Raw genomic sequence first — 20,766 nt, 5'->3', positions numbered from 1 at the left:
TAATAGTTGTAACAAACCTATCTTAGCATGAGAACAGACAAAATTATTTTTTTGTTGCACTGGCTATTTTCATTATTTCGATTCATTTTCATGATCGTGAAAATGAGTTATAGAAAAGGAGTTTTCGTTGATGCTCGATCTACTTGATTTCCTGCATTTTTTAAATACAAATAAACGTGATACAACCTATGCCCGAATCATCATCTATCTACTGAACCATTCAAAAGAAATCCAAACATTGACGATCACTGAAATCGCTGAACGCTGCTTCGTTTCACCAGCAACATTGACACGGTTTTGCCGTCATTTTGGTATTACCAATTTTGCTGTATTACGTGACTCCCTAGCATCATTGAGCATGATGAAAAAGCATAACGGACTAAGAATGAAAGAACAAGAGTTGATCGATCTAAAAAATGATCCTAAAGAGTATCTGATTTCTTATGGAAAAGAAATAAATACAGCAATCAATGATGTTCTTCAAACAATAGATATCGAGGAAGTCGATCACATTTTAGAAGATATTCAACAAGCCGAAGAAGTTGTGTTGATCGGCTATAGCTCAACGCTAGAGTTAGCCAAAGAATTACAAACTTCGTTTTTACTTAGTCAAAAGCTGGTCTTTGTAGGCGAAACAGAAGAAACACAACAGTCACTTGTTGCAGACCTAAAAGAAACTTCTGTCGTGATCGTGATTTCTTCTTACGGCTCTTTGCTAAATAAAAGCAGTGATCTTATGAGAAGAATCAGTGATAGTCCAGCAAAATCGATTCTCTTAACACAACATACACAAAATACATTGACCTATTTATTTGATTTATCTGTTAATGTGACCACAACAAACTATGTACGGATCGGGAATTATCCTTTGATGTTTTACTTGGATTATCTGGTTCGGCGGTATGCTAGTTTGTATCAGTGAAAGACAGTGAATGATGAGAAGGAATGTTGAACAGTACAAGACTTTCGTATGAAAGTGTTGATTATTTATGTTATCCAGCTGCACAAATCAATCCTTAGGAAAATAGACAAATTACCAGTGAGACAAAAAGCGTCTCAATGGTAATTTCCTAATTTTCTACAGGATTGGACGATTTGTTCCGCTTTTAAATTAAGGAGGACCTATGGCTTTATTTGATTTTTTTAAACGTGAAACACCGAAGGAAACAATTGATTTAGACAAAGAAGCGGCTAGAATCGCTGCCATTTATGAAACATATCCAGAATTTCCAGTAATGTCTGCTGATCGTGATGTAGATGCATGGTTGGAGGAAATTGCAAATGGGTCCGCTAAAATTGTTCCTAAAGAACATATGATCCGTAATGAAGATGGGTTGTTGCCTGGTGAGGTCTTACTACTGGATTGGGTCAACGAGAAGGATTCTACGTTTACTGATTTTCCAGATTTTTTTGAAATGGACTTTGGGATCGATCCTGCGGAGACAACCAATCAATTACTATTTTCGGACTATCTAGATATTTTGAATGAGCCCTCTGTTCTTGAATTTTGGTCACTGACTCAACTAAATGATGTGCTGGAGGAAAATGGCTTAACAATCTGTTCAGACAAGAAGCAAGCTATCACCAAAATAAAAAAAGAGTTTTCTAAAGATTATATTACAAATATGATCGATCCGGGAATCTATGTACTGATGGAAAAAGGACAAAAAATTGTAGAAAAATACACTGATTTTATCCATGGTTATCTAGATACTCCACCTGAATAAACAATAATAAAAAAAGCATGCTAAAACGAACAATCCGTTTTAGCATGCTTTTTATTTTATCCAATCAATTCCCAAGGTCCCCATTCTTCTGTCCCAGGAACATTTCCTTGTGTCCACCATTTTGCTTTGTAAGTCTTTCCTTGATATGTCACGATTTCTCCACCATTATATGCTTTTGATGTATCCCAGGTATTCGATACTGGAGGCGTCGTACTTTCTTTGGTTTTCACGCTAACTGCATTACTATCTGCTGAGAGATTTCCAGCAGCATCGTAAGCTTTGACCGTATATGAGTAGGTTGTATTTGCTTTTAGTGTTGTATCAGTATACGTTGTATCAGAAACTGTTCCGACTAATACACCATCACGATAAATTTTATACCCTGCCAATTTCACATTATCTGTGGATGCTGTCCATGTCAATGTTGCAGCTGTCTCTGTGATCGTTCCAGCTGTAAGATTTCCCGGAACAGTTGGCGGTGTTGTATCTGACGGATCTGGAATCACTCCGCCGCCACCGTAAATGGTTTGGCGACTTAATTCCGCACCATTTTTAGCAATTCGTTGTGATAACTCAATACTGCTGATGCGATTTACATCCGTTGTCGCTGCACTTGATTTTAATCGGAATGTGTAACTAGCACCTTGCGGTATTTGCTGTGCATCATAAACAGAAGATAGATCAACGACTACAAAACCATTGGCGGTTGTCACTGTCCCAGCTTTATAGTCGCCAGCAGTCAACGTTTCTGCGGTATTGACTGGAATATACAGTTTAGGTAATTTTACTGTTTCAAATGCCGCTTCCACAGCAGTTAACACATCGCCTGTTTCTCCTGCGCTTTCATTGTTTTTGATCGTTATTTCGTAACCAACACCATTTTCACTATACGGCGCAATCGTTGCTTTGACATTCAAATCAGCATAAACGGTTTTGTTTGCAGGTAATGCTGTGGCGCCAAATAATCCTGCCTTGATTGCTTTTGTCAGCTCATCACGTTTTGTTGTATCAGTTGTTTTATCTTGTGATTGCATCCATGAAATCACACCACCCAGCTGATTATTTTTAACATACTCCGCTTTATACCCAATAGAACGAGTATTATCGTAGGTATAAAATTCTCCGGTTGTTTGGCTATACATATACGGCGCTTTAGCGACATCATCCCAGTATTCTTTCAGGTCTGGAGATTTAACTTTCAAATCAGCAATGTTTCGATATGGCCAAACACCCCCAGCGCGTCCACCGTCACCAGATTTTAATGGGTTTTTATTATTTGCCCCATACGTTGGTGATAAATCTGCATCTTTATTATTTTTTTCTGCTGCTTGGAACAACCCAGGATGCTGTACATCAGTTCCCGCTGCTACTTTATTCCAGCCGCGTGTATAAAAGGCTGCTCCGATAACGATTTTGCTTGAAGGAGCACCATTTGTCTGAAGATATTTTACTGTTTGGTCTACAGAAAAACCACTAGCATAATTAGGATCAGCCGGATTACCGTATAAAGCCGTATGATGGGCACTATTTGGCGTCCAGGCACCATTCATATCATACGTCATTACATTTGCAAAATCGACTACATTGAATAATTGCGCTACATCAACCCCATTTTTTAGCGTATTTTGAGCAGCTGGTAAAGCAACGGATAATTCATAGGTTTTCCCTAAATCTTTTCCTTGTTTATCGATCGCTGTACGAATATCCTGTAACAATGTGATGAAATTTTGCTTGTCTGCCGGTTTCGCATGAGGCGTTCCTTCGTCATTTGTATTATCTACTTTATCCGGTTCACGAACTGAAGCAGGATACTCCCAGTCCAAATCAACAAAGTCCATATTCGTATATTTGATAAAATTGGTAATATTATTTACAAAATTTGCACGAATCGTTGGGTTTGCTGCTACATCAGAAAAGTCTCCTGATTTAGACCAACCGCCAATCGATACACCGATTTTTAAGTTCGGATTTTTTGCACGAACATCTTGTATAGCATTCAAAATTCCCGAGCTTGCACTATTCCATTGCACGCCATCTTGACCAACAGGTGCGCCAACAGCAGCATCCTTATCAGTAAATTTCAAATTTCCATTCCCATCAAAATCTAAAAACGCAAAGTTCAAATGAGTCAGTTGATCTGCTGGAATGTCCTTGGGATAAAAATTCTCTTCGCCTCCCCAAATCGACCAATCGCCATAATACATGACGTTACGATATTTGGGAGATTCTGCCGCTTGTACGACCTTTGCTGAAGCAATTCCTGATAAAGATAACACCAAACTAGAAGCAATAAGAACAAGCACCGATAAAACGTTTACATTTTTTCTAAACACCTTTTTCAAACTTTCCACCTCTTTTAATGTTTTTCATACCTGGTAATACTCTTTATGAAGTTCTCATCCCTGCATCCATTCCGTAGCCAGCTATCCATCTCCTTTACTATTCAGTCACTAAAAGAATAAATCAATTTTCCAATAAATGCGAATGATATACTTTTCAAATTATATTTTTTTATTAACTATATATTTTTCCGTCAGATACTTAAATCAAGTGCTAATTCTTTTAATTTAGTTCTATTTAGATTATATTTTTTACCCTGCTTTTTTATCAAGCCTAATTGTTGAAATTCATTGAATGTATAGATCAAGTGACGATAACTGACTCCTAGAAACTCCGCAGTCTCTGTATGTTTTTCCTGATAACTTCCTGCCACTTCTGTTTGCAGCATGTACGCTGCCAAGCGATGCTTTAATTCATAGTTTTGATTATTCGAAAAATGTTCCACCCGTAATAAAACCTTTTTTCCCAAATATTTAGCGATCGTTTTTAGAAAGTGATTATCATCCAACAACTCTTGTTTAACTTTATGATACGGTAACGCTAAACAAATACACTGATCGATCGTCTGAACATCTTTAACCTGATCCTCTACTTCCAAAAGAGACAATTCCCCAATGAAATCTCCAGTTGTCAAAAATTGAAGCAGTGATCGCTTTCCATTTTCGTGGATTTTATAAATTTTAGCCCGACCTTCTATCATAAAAAAGAGTTGTTCGACTGGTTTATCAAATCGAACGATATATTCATTCTTTTCATAGACAAAAATACTTGCTGCTTTTAAGCTTTGCTTTGGAAATTCTTCAAAGATCACTTGTGCGTCTTTTTTAGTTAGCATTTCTAATTGATTTAATGGATATATTTTCATAAGCCCTCCTAAAATGTGAGATATCTCCTATTATTATGAAGCATTATCGATTAAATTACTATTATAATGTTCAATAATTACAGGAGGGTATCATGAAAAAAATTCTATCATCTATTCTATTTTATGCGCTTAGCGGGGTTGGGATCAGTTTAACGTTGAAAGCAGATATCGGTGTCAGCAGCTTCAATTCACTTAATGTAGCTGTATCCTCTATCAGCAATATCAAAGTCGGAACAGTCACTTTTTTATTCAATAGTCTATTTTTACTAGCATACATTTTATTGAGTAAAAAGAAAGAACCCTTGAAATATGCTTTAATGTTTATCTCCATTTTATGTTTGGGGAATATCATCAATTTCTTTTCTTACAATGTTTTCGGAGGATTGCAGCTTGATAATTATCTCTTGAAACTATTAATCTTTGTCCTTGGAACCGTGATTGCTGGTTCCGCTACAGGAATGGTCATTTCTTTAAATATTCTGCCGTTTCCGATCGAAAGTGTCTGTATTCGTCTATCTGAGATGTCAGGTGCTCCATTCTCTAGATTTCGATATGGCGTCGATATTATTTCCGTCTCTATTTCTCTAGCACTCTCTCTGTTTTATCATTTACCGATTTTTGTTAGAGAAGGAACGATCATTAGCTTATTCTTATTATCTGGAGTCATCTCATTTACCAAAAAAGCTTATGAAATAAACTTTACTAAACAGGAAGCCTAAAAAATAGTGGTGATAGAAGTGGAACTTAGAAAAAAGTCCGCCTCTATCACCACTATTTCATTTTAATAAAAGGTAATGCCCCATCTGTGAATATTTCATCTCCGCCGCCATTTCTCCCATGATAACTTGTGGTAAAATGTTCAACGAGTTCAATAGAAACAGGTTGTTTCGGTTTTTCAAACGTATCCAAGACAAAATCACGTTCCTTATCGACATCTGAGTTGATTTTATGCGTAACCTGACCAGTAAAAAAAGAAAGTCCCACTTTTTTATCATAGGTTGCAGCTCCTAACCAATCTGCTTGTCTGCCTCCAGGTAAATACCAGTTTTCTGGTGTTTGCCAAAAACGGACATGATGTCTTCTTCGTGGATTATTTTCGATTTGCTTTTCAAAAGCTATATCCTGGCGTTTGTCAAATAGAAATAGGGAACTAACAGGAGCACTAGGATAGGACTTCCCTAATACACTTGCTAAAATCATTTTTACACTTGACTGCAATGATAATTTTTCGGCAACAGTCCAGCCGCTATCAATAAATAATTGCTCTAATTCTGCTTTACTTCCGATAAAGGCAAGATTGACTGGATCTCCTAGCAGACCATCACTAGTTCTGGAACGACCAATAAAATAATTGGGAAGATACCGGCCGGTCATCAGCTTATTGATAAAAGGCAAAATTAGGTATGAACTAAATAACCATAAAAGAATATACGCAAAAATATGGGTCTTTTTTGTTAAAATTTCAGAAAATAATACTTGATAAATCAAACTACCGCTAATCACAATAAAAATGAAACGAATCAATCTAAATGCGCTATTGAAAAGAGTTTGTTTTTTCATCAGCTCCCTCCTTTCCCGATTTCAACTTCTTATTGCTTCTCTTCTTCTGGATCATAAGGAACATACTCACTATAATTATCCAATTCTCCTTCAAATACATCATTCACAAAATTACTATAGGAACCCATTCCCATTGTTCCTAGATCTGAACTTGTCTCAGTCATATTGGTCATGATCTTTTCTTGATATTCTTCCGCTGTGATCACAGCACCTGTCTTTACATTTTTATAAAATTTTGGCATTTCACTACATCCTCTCATTCATAATTAGATAACCTTTGTCGGAAAAGGAGGGAATCGATCTAATTAAATTATACTTATAACTAGAAAAAAAGTCGCTTATGAACTTCTCTGTACAAAAAAAGGGTAAAACAAAAGTATCTTTATACCTTCGTTTTACACCTTAAATTTAAATATATAGTTGGAATAGAAGTAAGCTCTGTTATTCTCAATGAATGAATCTACTTCTGCTTCCTTTTTCTACACGTTACTTTTTAATCTGCTTAATACCAGCCGTTAGCCATCCAGAAAGCTTGTGCTGCTTCCCATGAGCCATAGCGTCCAGCAACATAGCTGTCAGCGACACGTTCTTGGTTTGCCTCAGAATAATCGCCATTTAGATAAGAAGCATCTAATTGATATCTGCCGATATATCTACCGTTTGTCGCAGCATATGAACCACTTGATTCTTTTTGCGCGATCCATTCTTTCGCAGAAGAAGTTGTTGCTGGCGCTGTCGTTGCTTCTTGAGCTGGTGCTGCGGGTTCAGCTTGCACAGCTGCTTCTTGTACTGGTGCTGCTGTTGCTTGAACTGGCGTTGCATCCTTGCCAGCTTCTTCAGCTGTACGGATTACCAATTCTTCTCCTTCAAAAATCATATTTATGTTTGTAATTTTATTATCTTTTGCGATTAAATCAATTAAACTATTGTCACCACTGAATTGTTGAGAGATCGTAGATAATGTATCTCCAGTTTTTACTGTATATAAGCTATCAGCGTGTGCGTCAGTCGTTCCCATAAAAAAGCCAAGTCCTGCAGTCAAAGTTGTTGCTAATAAAATCGTTTTAAGTGATTTCATGTTGTTTCTCCTTTGTGAAAAATATTTTGTCGTTTGTTTATCGACTTTGCATACTTTAACATCTAAAAATATTTCATAGGTGAAAAAGCAATGACAATTCGTTACGAGTATTGGCTTTGCGTAACAGTTTGTAAAAAAAGCTGAGTAAAACACCTGTTCGTACTGGATTTTCGTTTCAGCATCTCAATGAAAAAGATCATGATTTTTTCTGAAATTTTATCGTTTTTCTTTTCAAATTATTGGCTTATATTACAAAAATTTGGAAATATTACAGAATTTCCTCTTGAATTCCAGCTTCTTTTTGACGTTTTTTTCATTTTTTAAACGGGGGACATGTTTATTTAGCACTCAAAAAACCGAGACAAAACTAAAAAATAGTTTTGTCTCGGTCTCTAATTTTTAATAAACGGTAGCTAAAAGCCAGATTCTTTATGCTTCAAATTCTTTTTGTTCAATAACAGATTCTAATAAACGATTCTCAGTTTGGATAATATCAAAAAAAGCACTGATTTTTTCTAGTTGTTCATAATCGATTTGATATAACTTTACTCTTGGTTTAAAAAATAAAAATCCAGGTCTGATTTTTACTCTCTCGTTGATCAAATGGCATTGCTCCATCATAGATTGTAGATCCATTTCAGAAACACTGTTTTTGATCTTTTCGATTCGAGCACGCTCATAGATCCATTGGTCTTTTGTTACTGTCATTTTTTCGGTGATCGTCACTAATTGACGATTCAAGCGCCAAGACTGTTCAATAAATTTCGCCTTTTTATAAAGATCGTCGTATTGAATCAAATCAATGCGAACTGGCTTGTACCAGTCTTCTTCATCGATCGATGACTTTTGATGCTTTTTGAATCGTTTTAATCCGCTAACGAGTAAACTGTTTTCTATGGCGAGCAGCTCGTACTCCAATTTTTCTTTTGCTACCCGCACGCGTTCCTTTGACGCTTTTTCTCGTTTCAGACTTTCTTTTAAAAATAAAACTTCACTTTCATCTGAACGAGCAGGAACCGACGAATCCGTTTCTTCCACAGGAGTTATATCAAAAAATGTTTCGCTCTCTTCGATACTTTCAAGTATTGGTTCTTCCTCAGACGATGAACGCTCCTCTTTTTCCTTTGTTGACTCAGTTATCGTCACTTCTACTGGAAAACTCAGGGGTTCTCCCGAAATAGGTTCGCCTTCTTCTTCTTGAAAAATAGAAAGAAACTTTGCCTCTAAAATACTACTGACAGACTGACTTTTGGTAAAGCCCATCTGCTCTAAACTAGTCGATACACTGAATGATACAGGATCTTCCTCTTGTGTTTCTAAAGATACCGGAATAAATTCACAATAATATGTACTAAATGCACCCTCAACTTCTTCTACAAGTTTTGTCCAAACAAACTGCGGGAATAGTTCTTCCAGTTCTTCTAATAAGACATCCCAATTCAATTCTGCTTGAAAAAATTGGATCTCCACATGCTTTTTAAGCGGCAGAGAAGAAACTTTTCGAGAAATTTCATCATTTTCTCGAAAAGTAAATAATTCTCCTGTGCGATCTTCATAAAACGCTTCACATGCATCAACTATTTCTTCCGTACTATCTTTTTGATAGAGAACGGTCCCAGTAGTGAATGGGATTGCCTGTTGATGGAAAAAAACATCAAAAAAATCATTCATTGAGCCATTCTCCTTTCTTAATTTTTACGATTGAAGATCATAGATAGGGGTCAAAATAAGTTGTTGTCCTTCCGTCAAGAAGTATTGGTCTAAGTCATTCCACTCTTTTAATGACCAGACAGAAACACCTGTTTTTTTAGAGATACTTGCTAACGTGTCTCCTTTTTTCACTTCATAGGTTTCTTTCGTCTTCTTACGTGTTGCACTTACTTGATAATCTTTCGTATCTTTTTTCACTGAACTATCTGCTGTTTCTTTTGTCGCATTTTTTTCTTTTTTAGTAGTTTCTTTTGTTGTGGTCTCTTTAGTAGTCGCTGTTTTTGTTGATTTGGCTACTTTTTTCTCTGATGATTGGGTCGTCTCTTTATCTGCAAAAGCAGTAGATAATTTTTGCACCATATCTAATGAACGATCTACAGCATCTTCTTTGACTACAACAGTTGTTTTTTCTTCTTGTTTTGGAATACTTAACTTTTGGCCGATAAACAACATACGTCGATCCAATTGATTTTTATCAAGGATCGCTAAAGTAGAAATATTGTAAAGTTCACTGATTGACTTCAGAGACTCTCCTTTTTCTACGATATGCGTTATGTACTCGATATTTTGATCAGCTTTATCATTTTGTTTTTCCAATTTTTCAAAAGAAGTATTTAATGAAATCTTCTTCGCTTTTTTCGTTTTCTTGTTATCTTTTAATGTATCGTATTGGGTCAGATCATACGCATCGATCAAACCATTTAGTTTTGCGTTATAGCTTGTATCTGTTGCATAACGCCCTGTCAGAAATTTCGTTGCGTCTTTATATGATTTCGTATTCGTTTTCCAAGTACCACTATAAAAAGAGTTATTGAAATCAGTGCCGCCTCTGATCAGCTTCACGTAATCTTCTAACGATTCTTTGTAAGATGGGTACTTTCTGAAGTCTGAACGAATCGTAAACATACTACCAGAACCGTCATCTTCACTTGTCAGAAAGTTTGCACTTTGCCCTTTATAACTACCTTTGATCCCAAATAAATTATAATTCGGAGCTGAAGCCAATGCACTGTTCCCAGATGCACTTTCCAAAATGGCCTGTGCGATCATGACTGAAGCATACACATTGTTTTCGCCAGCAATCTGACGAGCATCTTCACCGATCACTTTGACAAAACTTTTAGTTGTCAAATTAGGACTGATATGGAATACCTGATTTGATCCAGCTGGGCTTGCACCTGTCGTTGTACTGCCTATTGAAACATTATTCGTTGGCGACGTAGTAATTGGCTGCTGCGGTCCTTGGATCGGCTGCTGCGGCTGTACTGGTGTTGGTGTACTTGGTTTCGGAGCCGGTTTTGGTTTACTTGGCTGCGGTTTTGGTTTTGGTTTCGACGGAGTAGTAGTTGAGCTTGTTGTACTTGAACTTGTACTTGAACTAGTACTTGAAGTCGAGCTGTTACTGGAACTAGTGCTTGATGTTGAGCTAGTAGTACTAGTTGTTGTATCGCTTGTATCTGGCGTACTTGTCTCATCGGTTGTCTCTTGTGTTGAACTTGAACTTGTTTCGTCTGTTGTAGATGAGTCTGTTGTACTTTCTTCTATCGTTTCGTCCGTTGACTCACTACTGCTTTCTTGTGTAGAAGAACTTGTTGCGATTCCTTCTACTGTACTTTCTGTTGGTTCATATTCACTCGTTGAAGATAAAATTGCTACGTCTTCTTGTTCTTCCGATCCTGCAGTTACATGATCTTCTGATTCTTTAGCAACAATTGGTTGAACATCATTAACAGAAAGGACAGCAGTCGAAGTAAGCAACCCAACACTTAACACGCGCATTTTTTTACTGTTTAGATTTCTTTTTTTCATTTTGTGTCCTCTCTTTTCTTATTGGTATGGATCTTCTTTGACTAAATTGATGATTTGATTGAAGGCTTGTTCTGATTCTTCTTTCACATCTTTAATACGTTTGTAATAGTTTTGGTATTCTTGCTCTGCACGTTCCAAACGTTTTAAAACGCCAGCTTTTCGCTTAGTTTCTTCATTGATCATTTGTGCTCTTTGATTTGCCTGATTAATGATCTCTTTGGCCTGTTTTTTCGCTTCAAGTAACACTTCACCAATATCTTCTTTTGATAGTTGGTTATCAACATCGATCGTTTTTTGAGCTAGTTGACGTTTCGTTGCTTCTAGTTCTTGACGAACTTTCGCCAATTCTTCATAGGTCGCTGAATCAGTTGGAGTGTCAGAAGCCATGATCACAATACGATCTTCTGAAAGCTTATCGATTTCTTCTTGTTTCGCTAATAATTCCTGCTCATACTGGCGAACTTTATTTGCAAAACGCTCTGCTTTTTTACGGTTTAAATCGTTCTCGTCAATTTGGCGGTTGCTTTCACGTAACAAGCTGTTGTATTTACTTTTTACTTGTTCCAATTCAGCCATACGCGCATCATAATCTTTTGGCACAGCTTGAACCATTGATAATTCATTTTCCAATGACTCATTTACTTGCTGAGCAGATTCAACTTCACTTTGTAATTGCGTATTCTCTCTCTTACTCTTACGCAACTCAGCTTTCAATTCACGAAGTTCATTTTGAAGCTGTAGATTTTCTTCTTGAAGCTCTTCCAACTCTTCGTCATCGATCACTTCATTAACAGGTGGTCGTTTTTTTGTTGGTTTAGCTTTTCTAGGCGCTGGTGGTACCGGTGTTGCTTTTTTCTTCTTTAAAGAGAATAATGAGCGTGGTTCGTCGTCATCGTCATCATCATAATCTTCATCGTCATCGTAGTCGTCATCATCGTAATCTTCGTCGTCATCGTAGTCATCATCATCATAATCTTCGTCGTCGTCATCGTCATCGTAGTCATCATCATCATAATCTTCGTCGTCATCATAGTCATCATCATCATAATCTTCGTCGTCATCATAGTCATCATCATCGTAATCTTCGTCATCGTACTCTTCATCATCATATTCATCGTAATCTTCGTATTTTTTTCTTTTTTTACCTTTACCAAAAATTTTTAGCATATGCTCACTTCCTCCTAAAAATGGGACTATTTCTTTTGATTATTTTTATTTTGTAACGTCAAACGTCTAAGTAAATTATGTGGGTTGTCTATATATGTAATATAACGACAGTGCGGTAGTTTTCAATTTTATAAAAATAACCAAATTTACTTTTGATTCAAATCATATGTGCACTCTTTACTTATTCTCCTCATAGGTCTGCTAATCAAACATATGTTGATTAGTCTATTCGCCATTTTACCTATAAAAAATCTACCTACCTTCCTCTATTTTATCAGATAACTTGCAAACAAACAAACCGAATTGAGGCTTTATTCTTATTTTTCCATTACTATTTTTCACAAATAATTCCTTTGAAAAAAATATAATATAATAACTGTCGAAATTCTTGTTTTTTTATCATTTTGACTTTAAATCATATAATCGATCAAAAAAAAGAAATGTATTGATGCAACTTTCAAAAAATTAACAATAAGTTGCTTTACTTGTCATTTTCTTCCCTATACAGAGAGGTGAATATTGTTATAACGATTAGACTTTCTTTCTCTTCAAAAAATAAAAACAAAAAAAGGGACAGTTTCTTATCTATACAAAAAACCATCCCTTTTAAATCTTAATTTTCCCGCCCCGTCCACTTCCATTGCTAAAAAAAGATCTTTATTTGTTATTAATTTAAATTTTGACATAAAAATGAGGTGACGTAAAAAAACATTTCTACTCAATTTTTTCACAAAAAAATCATATTTATGATCATTTTTGAGTATAGTCCTTTACAAAGATTCGTATCAGACTTAACGTGCCATTTTCACTAAAATCCATCCCAATATTTCTTGCTACTGTATGATCTTTTTCAGCTTGTTTCAGTGTATTTTCAAGTTTGAGTTTTTTCCCTTTTATTTCATCCGTCGGCTGGTCTATGTTCTTCTTGAACGTAGTTATTTTTTCATCAAGATCCTCTATTTTAGTTAATACTGCAAGTTTTTCAAGAGCTTCCATCGGATCATTGAGATACACCTTACCTTGTTCAGGGTAGTTAAAAATCATGATGTCTTGAGAGCTCAACCAGGTTATTTGCTTTTGAGCATCAAATTCATAGGTCATTTCAATGGTTGCATAAGAATAGTACTTGCCATCTTGTTTGTTCTTGTAAGAATAAGTCCCATTCATCACTAATGTATTACCTGTCGCGACAACTGTATAAACCGGTTCTTCTTTGACATTTTCTTGTGTTTGCAAAGTCTCAGTTAAAATCGGAAGTGCGGACGTATATAGTTCCGGCAGGGAAATTGCAAATTTTTCTTTCATTATTTTTTGTGCTTCTTTTTCACTTATATCAAGATAATCAAATTTCCCGAAGCTTTTTTCCTGCTTTTTTTGCCAACTAACTGCTTGATCTGCCTTATTTATCGATACTTGTTCTTCTTTTTTACACCCAGCGACTGAGAATACACAGGCTAAAATCAGGAGTGCTATTTTTCTGTTCATTGATTATTCTCCCTTTTCTAATAAATAGTCAGTTATTTTAGTAGGTCTAGATCTAAAATAACCGGATCTTGTTCAGGGAATTTCTTTGTATTGAAATTCAAGACGACATCACCCGTTGTTTTTTTCAATTCATAAACCAATACAGCTTCTACAGTTTGATCTTTTTCCACTAGATCCTGTTGATGTTGCTCCAATAATCCTAAAGCTGAATTTTTTTCATTTTCCGGCAGTGAAGTCTCTGTTAGTTGTTCCTCTTTTTGCTTCACGTCGATCACTGTTTTTAAAGAATCGGCTGTCATTTTTTCTTCAGCTAGGTTTACTACTTCATAACGGATAGCTAATAGTGTTTTTCCATTTTGGCCTGCTACTTTTCTAAATCCTTTGATTTCAAAAGATACCTCAGCATTTTTTACAGTAACGCTATTACTATCTGAAGTTGTTGCAGTATCTTCTTTGGCCTGATCCTGATACGATTGATCGACTTTTGTTTCTTGTAGTGATCGAGCTGATTGATCGATGATTTTTGAACGAGCTTCATAATTACTGTCATCCGCTGAATAATAAACCAACTGAACAAAGCCCGTTTTGGTTTCAATGTAATAAAGATGAGCCCAGACGTCTTTTTCTTTAAATCGAGTAAATACAGTATATTTATACGCGGGAAAATCTTTTAACTGAAATTCCTTCATATAGACATCTTCAACATCCTCGTAACGATACGTTGCGGCTAATTGCTTACGGGTTTTGTTTCCAAAATCATTTAAATCCAATGTATCTTTTCTTGTTGTACTGATAAACATCACGGAGTTGCTTTTTTTATCTTTTGCAGCAAATACCGCACTTTGACCATAGTTTTCTTTTGAATCTGTTTCTTTTTCCCACGAAGAAGGTAACTGGATCGAATACGTAATCCCTTGATCTGAAAATGTTTGTTGCTCCTCTGATAATTTAGCCGAACAGCCTGTAAGTGTCAGCAGTAGACCGAGGAGTAAGATCATTTTAGTTCTCATTCATTGATTCTCCTATCTATTTTGTTAGCCTGTTTTTTAAGCCAAACTAAATACAGTAAAAATGTCCCTATACAGAAAATAAATAGACTGGCTCCCACAACAAATCCTTGCGGCAAAAAGACAAACTCTATTGTGTGTGCACCTTTTGCAACTGGTAATGTTAAAAATGCTTCCTTAAATGTAGGAATCTCAACTTTTTCACCATCTACATAAGCTCTCCAGCCTTTATCATATGGAATGGTCGTCCAAATCACTTGGTCTTCTGTTAAGTCAACCTGTGCACTTGCTTTACGACCACTAATATCAAAACCTACGCCTTTTTCTTTAATTTTCTCTAATGAAGATTCAAAGCGGTCAACATTTAAGAGCGCAATATCAGGTTGATAAAGACTGATTTGGGCTTTGGAAGAATCAAAGCTCGCTTTAACTTTTATTGTTTTCGCCTCTTGATAGTAACCAAGATCATAGTATTGACCTGATTCTAAGATACTGCTTTTTCTTGTCGTTCCATTTACTTCAAGGATCACGTCTGTTTTTGCCATCATACTTTGATCTGCTGCGACTAAGCTTAAATACGCTTGTGTTTTAGCTGGAACTTCAACTGTCCATGTGATCGAAGAAAGTTCTGTGACATTTTCTTTTGCATACAGTAAGCTGTCGTCGCTAGATTCTAAAACAAGATTTTCTAATGTATCTTCTTTTACATTTCCAAAACTAAACAAGTCCTCTTCCATCCCAGAAAGATGTTTGATCAATTCTGTTTGATTACTTACTGCATCGGGTTCATAAATTTCTTTGTCTGTAAGCACGCCTAATGGAAGTGTATTTTTATTCTCATATAAGCTATATTCACCTTTGCTGGAGATCTTATCAAAGCCATATTTATTAAGATCATCTTGCTTAGAAAGGTTGTATTTGATTCCTAAGAGTGAGTCCATGATCAGCGTATTATTTTCATACGCGATATTTAAATTACTTCCTGTAGAGCGAAAGCCAAGATTATTAAGATAGCTGGATGAATGACGATTTCTGATTGAAGAAAACATAGTCACTCCGCTGTAGCCATAATTAAAACTATCATTCCGTGAAACAGCATCCAAATTTTCCATGCGATAAAAATCGTCATTCTCTTGCTTCGTTTTTTCCACTAACGATTGGATATCCTCATACTGTCCATTATAGATCCTACGTCCAGCATAGCCCCAATCCTCTTTGATCCCTTCAAGCATGACCTTTGTATTGAAGCCTGCCTCTGCGATCATAAGTACAGCCAGTATGATCGGTACTATCCTTTTTAACTTTCCTTCTTTATATACAAGTAATAAAATCAGATACAACGCCAACAGCACAATCGTAACAATAAATGACATTGGCTGAATATAATCGTACCGCTGTTTATTCGCAAAGAAGTAAGCAACTAAAAAGACCGCTAATAACAAGAGAATACTATTGAGGATTTTTTCTACATCAGATTTTTCAATTTGTTCAATACTATATCCGGCAAGCAATATGATCAAAAAAGAAAAAAGGAAACTAAAACGGTATAAAAACATATTTGGTGCATGTAACCCGTGCCAAAATAAATTCAAATTTGCAATATAAACACTAGCAATCAAAATAAGAAACAGACTACCGTATAAAATTTTATTACGCAACGCGATTTTCTTATCTAAGAAATAAAATAAGCAGAAAATCAACGGCAGCAATCCAATATAAACAAAAGGGGCACTGCCAAACTTACTCGTATCATAAACACCAGTCATCGATTTAGTCACTAAATCCCATGCACCTGTATCCGGTTGCCAAAATTGACTGAAATCACTCAAGCCTTCTCCGTTGTTTTTTAAATCCAGCACCGTTGGCAAAATCGTGATCATCGAAGCTCCGCCTGCTAAAAATGAAGGAACTAAGTAAGGGATAAAACTCTTTTTATAGCGCTGATAATCGGTCAGAACACGGACACAATAATACATGAAACTAAAAACACCGATCATAAAGGCCATGTAAAAATTTGAAAGAAACAATAATAAGTAACTAACGAATAACAGCAGGGGCTTTCTTTGATCCATGACTCGATGAATACCCAAAATAATCAATGGTAAATAAACAAATGCATCCAGCCACATTATCACCTCTGAATAAGCAGTCGTATAAGCCATCAACGCATACGCTACACTAAAAGATACATGAAGCCATTTAGACAGCTTGAAGGTTTGAGTTGAAAAGACCCAAAAAGCTGCCCCCATTGCACCAAACTTAACCAATGTAATAAAATATAACGCTTCCGGCATCGCCTGATTATCAAAAAAGAAAACCAGCGGCGTAAAAAGCCCATTTAAATAATAGGCTGAAAAAGCCCAATAGTTTAGCCCTAATGAGCCATACCATGTATAAAAAATATTTTGCTTTCCATGTAGAACATTATTAAAACTGGCATGAAAATTCGAATACTGACTAAAGCTATCGCTTGCCATGACTGTTCGTTCACTACCAGGATAAATTCCTATCAAAAAATAACCCAAAGCCATCAGCAGCATTGGCAATAAGATACTTAACAAAAGATATACGCCATTTTCCTGTATCCATTTTTTTACTGTCTTCTTCATATTTCCCTCGCTTAAGTTGTTTATTTTATCTCACAAATCCAAATTTATTCAACGGATAATATCTAAATGAAACGACGCCTTCGATTTGATTCTCCTCGATCAATCCCATCATTCGGCTATCTGTCGAATGGTTGCGATTATCGCCAAGCAAAAAATAATGGTTCTTGGGGATTTTAGTTAATCCTGCTAACTGATTCATCACATCAACAGAAACATTGATCTTGATCGTACCATCTGGTAAATCGATTGCACGCTTATCTGTATTACTGACAGGGGCTTTTGTCCCCTCTTTTATCTGATGATTAATGAATAGTTTATTTTCTTCAAGCCAGATCGTATCTCCCGGCAGGCCAACGACTCTTTTTACATAAGAATCCTTTGGTTTATCTTTCGGTGAAAAAGTAACGATATCCAAACGAGACGGTGTTTTACCTTTCGTCACAACGATTCTATCTTTATTCGCAAAAGTTGGAGCCATAGACACACCGCTAACTCGATGGGTCTTTAAAGTAATCAAAAAGAAAATACAAACTAGAACTATACAGGCCATGAGGATATTCTTCATCAGCTTGAGTTTATATTTCAATCTTCGATAGTCTTCCATGTTTTGATCTGTTGCTACTGATTTTTTTTTGCCTCGTTTCTTTTTTGAAACGGCCATCTTATCTCTGTGTTGTTTAGTCATTTTGTTCGCTCTTTCCTTATCCTTTTTAAAGCAATCAAACATATCAATCAAAAATGTGCTGCTGCATGTATCGGAAAAACTCTCAATTCAACGATTCCAATGATATCTTTTTTATCGATCAGCCCGTAATCACGACTATCAGAAGAAAATTGACGATTATCTCCCATCACAAAAAATTTGTCTTCTGGAATACGTTCCGCATTTGTTGTTTGCTTCAAGCTAAAATCTTGGGTCAGTAAAAAACCAGACTGCTTTGCTTCTGCTACTGCTTTTTCAAGAAAACGTTCTGGGATTAGTTTATTATTGATGTACAGTTGATCATTTTTATAATACAATTCCTCCCCAGGCATTCCGATGATTCGTCGTATCGTTTTTTCTTTTGTCTGAGGATGTTTAAAATAAACCATTTTGAAGCGTTTTAGCTCGCTCACCTTGCTGACCAGCACACGATCATTATTGGTCAATGTCGTGGTCATCGCATAGCCTTCCATTTTAGGTGTGCGAATAGTGAAGTAGATGATGGTGGAAAATAGAACCAGACTGATTCCGACGGTCAGTACTAGCTGTTTTAACAGTAGTTTTAGTTGTTGTCTTTTGCACCGTTGTTGTTGGATCTTCTTTTTTTTCAGCTGCTGTTTTTTTCTTACAGAATTAGCTGTTTTCGGCCTATTATTTTTACGCGGTCGCTTTTTCTTTGCCGCCGGATCAGCAACTTTTTTTAGTTTCTTTTCAGCTACTAGCTTCTTCTCTGCTCTGTTGTTTCTTATGTATTCTTCTTTGGTTTTCACCTTATTTTGAGAGGAAGAGCGTTTCTTTTTCGGCCGCTTTACAGGCTGTTTTAAACTAGTCATACCCTCACCTCTCAACAATTATTTCTTCTGCTGCAAAGCTGATTCATTTACTTTGAAGTGCTTGAAGACCTTCTGTTCACTTGCAGTTACTTTTTCTATGTCTTTTAAATACGTTTCTCTGATACTAGAATCTGCCATCGCTTCTTGATTTTGATTACTAATATTCACAGCTAGCTGACGTGTCAATGATAGATGTCGATTCAGTAATTTTTGTCCTTCAACTGACATTCCCTGAGAAGCTGGTTTAACACTGGCACTTGCTAATTGTGCACTTAAGTCACGTAAATTTTTCACTGTCTTTTCTGGACTTGCACCATTATCTACAGCCGTGATTTGTTTTTTCATTTCCCCCACTAGATAGTAGGATTTCGCTACAGCTTCAGCATCTTCCGCTGTTAAATTTGTTAATTGATAATACCTAGAATACCCTGCACCACCAGCGGTCATCAGAAACAGAACAAAACAAGTGATCGCCCAAATCAATTGACGTTTTTTCTTTTGTTCTAGCTGTTTGCGTATGCGCTGAAGTTTTTTCCGCTTCTTTTTATTTTTAACTCGGCGTACTTTTATTTGTTTCCACTGTTTGTTGGTAGAAATTCTAAAGAAAAACAACGCCACACCAAAAATGAAAAAGAGGATAGCGCTGGATAATAGACCGATAAATGACATATCCAATATGCTCATAGGTTTCTATCCCCTTTCGTTTCTTTATCTTGCAGCTGGTTTCTTTCTATTGCCCTTTTTCTTCTTGCTTTTCGTTTTTTTCTTTTGAATTGAACGCACAATAATGAAAATAACTACTACAACAGCTATGATTCCACCAACGATCATTGCAATCAATTTCCAGTCAATTCCACGTTCTTGTGTTAATGACACATCTTGCCCATTAAATTTATCGGCTTCTTCATCTGTGATCGTGAAATCTTCTGTCCATTCCCATTTTTTATCATCCGCTGTAACTAAAATATGGGCTTTGTAATCGCCCGCTTCCATGCGATCTCCATTCATTTCAACAGGAAAATCGATCAAGCTGTTTGGCGCCATCCGCATGCCTGCTTTTTTGGTATCATACAAGACTTCTTCTGAATCTTTTTTCATGACTTGCACATCTACGGTCATATTTTCAAGATACGCTGGCTGAACATTTGAAAAATTAACAAATACGGCATTACGATAATTTGCTAATCCAGCATACACTTTATTTAATTCAAGATTTGGTTCAACTACATTATCATTTTCGCTTAATAGCATTCCAACTAAGTAAGCATATTCGTTCGTGATCCCAGTTTTTTTCTTGGCTTCTTTGTCTTCTTTTGTCTGTTGCTTCAATTGAATTCCGCCAGAGATAAAGCCATCAAAATCAGAGGCCGGCATGGCAATCTCCAAGTTTAAAGGAACCATTGTTTTTGGTGGAATGACCACTTCTTTAGGTCCAGTGACGATATCCACAAAATCATATTTTAATGATTTATCTTTTTCAATCGCTGACGGGCCATATTCGATGACACCATTTCCGTTCGTCTTTGCACCATTCAGTGAAACTCCGATGGTGATTTCTTCATCAGAGCCATTTGCTAATTCGATAACTGCAGTTTGTTTCTGCCCTGCATTCATTCGTAAGTCAAAGTAGCCAACACTACTTCGTTGATTTTCAGGCTTCACTACTTTATAGGTAAACCCTAACCCAAGATCTGCTGCTTGTTGATCTGCTGTCTTATTGGTTTCATCGGCAAATACATCCACAGAGACGCCCAATCCGAAAACTATGTATGTGAGTAGTGCTAAGTAAGTGATTAGTCTTTTTTTCATGAATGTTATAAATCCCTTCCTCTTTATGTTAAAACAAGTCACCGGCTTTACGCCGGTGAGCCTG

General features: G+C 36.3%; 18 protein-coding genes. 3 read left to right on the top strand and 15 right to left on the bottom strand.

Annotation, left to right across the window (positions count from 1 at the left end; genetic code table 11):
• The first annotated feature begins 130 nt into the window (after window positions 1–130).
• Both CC204_RS16000 and CC204_RS15995 read left to right on the top strand, forming a co-directional pair.
• Entirely contained in the window at window positions 131–922 is a 792-nt protein-coding gene (locus CC204_RS16000) for a MurR/RpiR family transcriptional regulator (protein ID WP_088271076.1), read from the top strand.
• Window positions 923–1,124: 202 nt separating this feature from the next.
• Window positions 1,125–1,727: a hypothetical protein gene (locus CC204_RS15995; protein WP_088271075.1), complete on the top strand. Its 603-nt coding sequence runs from the start codon at window positions 1,125–1,127 to the stop codon at window positions 1,725–1,727.
• Between the two features lie 56 nt (window positions 1,728–1,783).
• On the opposite strand, the gene CC204_RS15990 is transcribed toward CC204_RS15995, so the two are convergent.
• Together CC204_RS15990 and yeiL are read right to left on the bottom strand one after the other, a co-directional pair.
• On the bottom strand, window positions 1,784–4,069 hold the full coding sequence (locus CC204_RS15990) for a glycosyl hydrolase family 18 protein (RefSeq protein WP_088271074.1): 2,286 nt from the start codon (window positions 4,067–4,069) through the stop codon (window positions 1,784–1,786).
• Between the two features lie 191 nt (window positions 4,070–4,260).
• Complete coding sequence (gene yeiL / locus CC204_RS15985) at window positions 4,261–4,932, bottom strand: transcriptional regulator YeiL (RefSeq protein WP_088271073.1); 672 nt, start codon at window positions 4,930–4,932, stop codon at window positions 4,261–4,263.
• A 92-nt stretch (window positions 4,933–5,024) separates the two neighbouring features.
• Between yeiL and CC204_RS15980 the strand changes: the two genes are divergently transcribed.
• Complete coding sequence (locus CC204_RS15980; RefSeq protein WP_088271072.1) at window positions 5,025–5,651, top strand: YczE/YyaS/YitT family protein; 627 nt, start codon at window positions 5,025–5,027, stop codon at window positions 5,649–5,651.
• A gap of 52 nt (window positions 5,652–5,703) precedes the next feature.
• Here CC204_RS15980 and CC204_RS15975 read toward each other — a convergent pair whose 3' ends face one another.
• From CC204_RS15975 to CC204_RS15915, 13 genes are all read right to left on the bottom strand, one after another.
• Window positions 5,704–6,492 carry an LssY C-terminal domain-containing protein gene (locus CC204_RS15975; RefSeq protein ID WP_088271071.1) on the bottom strand — a complete coding sequence of 263 codons (789 nt, stop codon included), beginning with the start codon at window positions 6,490–6,492 and terminating at the stop codon, window positions 5,704–5,706.
• Window positions 6,493–6,521: 29 nt separating this feature from the next.
• Window positions 6,522–6,734, bottom strand: a complete 213-nt coding sequence (locus CC204_RS15970) for a hypothetical protein (protein WP_088271070.1) — start codon at window positions 6,732–6,734, stop codon at window positions 6,522–6,524.
• A gap of 260 nt (window positions 6,735–6,994) precedes the next feature.
• On the bottom strand, window positions 6,995–7,570 hold the full coding sequence (gene apf, locus CC204_RS15965; RefSeq protein ID WP_088271069.1) for an aggregation-promoting factor: 576 nt from the start codon (window positions 7,568–7,570) through the stop codon (window positions 6,995–6,997).
• 429 nt (window positions 7,571–7,999) lie between these two features.
• A complete protein-coding gene (locus CC204_RS15960; RefSeq protein WP_088271068.1) occupies window positions 8,000–9,241 on the bottom strand; it encodes a hypothetical protein in 1,242 nt (413 codons plus the stop codon).
• Window positions 9,242–9,265: 24 nt separating this feature from the next.
• A complete protein-coding gene (locus CC204_RS15955) occupies window positions 9,266–11,089 on the bottom strand; it encodes a glucosaminidase domain-containing protein (protein WP_088271067.1) in 1,824 nt (607 codons plus the stop codon).
• Between the two features lie 18 nt (window positions 11,090–11,107).
• Window positions 11,108–12,256, bottom strand: coding sequence for a coiled-coil domain-containing protein (locus CC204_RS15950; RefSeq protein ID WP_088271066.1), 1,149 nt, complete (start codon window positions 12,254–12,256; stop codon window positions 11,108–11,110).
• Between the two features lie 750 nt (window positions 12,257–13,006).
• Window positions 13,007–13,741 (bottom strand): hypothetical protein, encoded by a 735-nt coding sequence (locus CC204_RS15945; RefSeq protein ID WP_088271065.1) that lies wholly within the window; start codon window positions 13,739–13,741, stop codon window positions 13,007–13,009.
• A gap of 32 nt (window positions 13,742–13,773) precedes the next feature.
• Window positions 13,774–14,751 (bottom strand): DUF5067 domain-containing protein, encoded by a 978-nt coding sequence (locus tag CC204_RS15940; RefSeq protein WP_088271064.1) that lies wholly within the window; start codon window positions 14,749–14,751, stop codon window positions 13,774–13,776.
• Window positions 14,748–17,357: a YfhO family protein gene (locus tag CC204_RS15935; protein WP_088271063.1), complete on the bottom strand. Its 2,610-nt coding sequence runs from the start codon at window positions 17,355–17,357 to the stop codon at window positions 14,748–14,750. The genes CC204_RS15940 and CC204_RS15935 overlap by 4 nt, the downstream gene beginning before the upstream one ends.
• Before the next feature lie 25 nt (window positions 17,358–17,382).
• Window positions 17,383–18,042: a signal peptidase I gene (gene lepB / locus CC204_RS15930; protein ID WP_227011180.1), complete on the bottom strand. Its 660-nt coding sequence runs from the start codon at window positions 18,040–18,042 to the stop codon at window positions 17,383–17,385.
• A gap of 47 nt (window positions 18,043–18,089) precedes the next feature.
• Window positions 18,090–18,893, bottom strand: coding sequence for a signal peptidase I (lepB, locus tag CC204_RS15925; RefSeq protein WP_088271062.1), 804 nt, complete (start codon window positions 18,891–18,893; stop codon window positions 18,090–18,092).
• Window positions 18,894–18,911: 18 nt separating this feature from the next.
• Complete coding sequence (locus CC204_RS15920; protein ID WP_088271061.1) at window positions 18,912–19,577, bottom strand: hypothetical protein; 666 nt, start codon at window positions 19,575–19,577, stop codon at window positions 18,912–18,914.
• 24 nt (window positions 19,578–19,601) lie between these two features.
• A complete protein-coding gene (locus CC204_RS15915; protein ID WP_088271060.1) occupies window positions 19,602–20,702 on the bottom strand; it encodes a WxLIP family cell surface protein in 1,101 nt (366 codons plus the stop codon).
• Window positions 20,703–20,766 lie beyond the last annotated feature (64 nt).

Source organism: Enterococcus wangshanyuanii (assembly GCF_002197645.1).
GTDB lineage: Bacteria > Bacillota > Bacilli > Lactobacillales > Enterococcaceae > Enterococcus_L > Enterococcus_L wangshanyuanii.
This window is presented reverse-complemented; position numbering and strand designations above follow the sequence as displayed.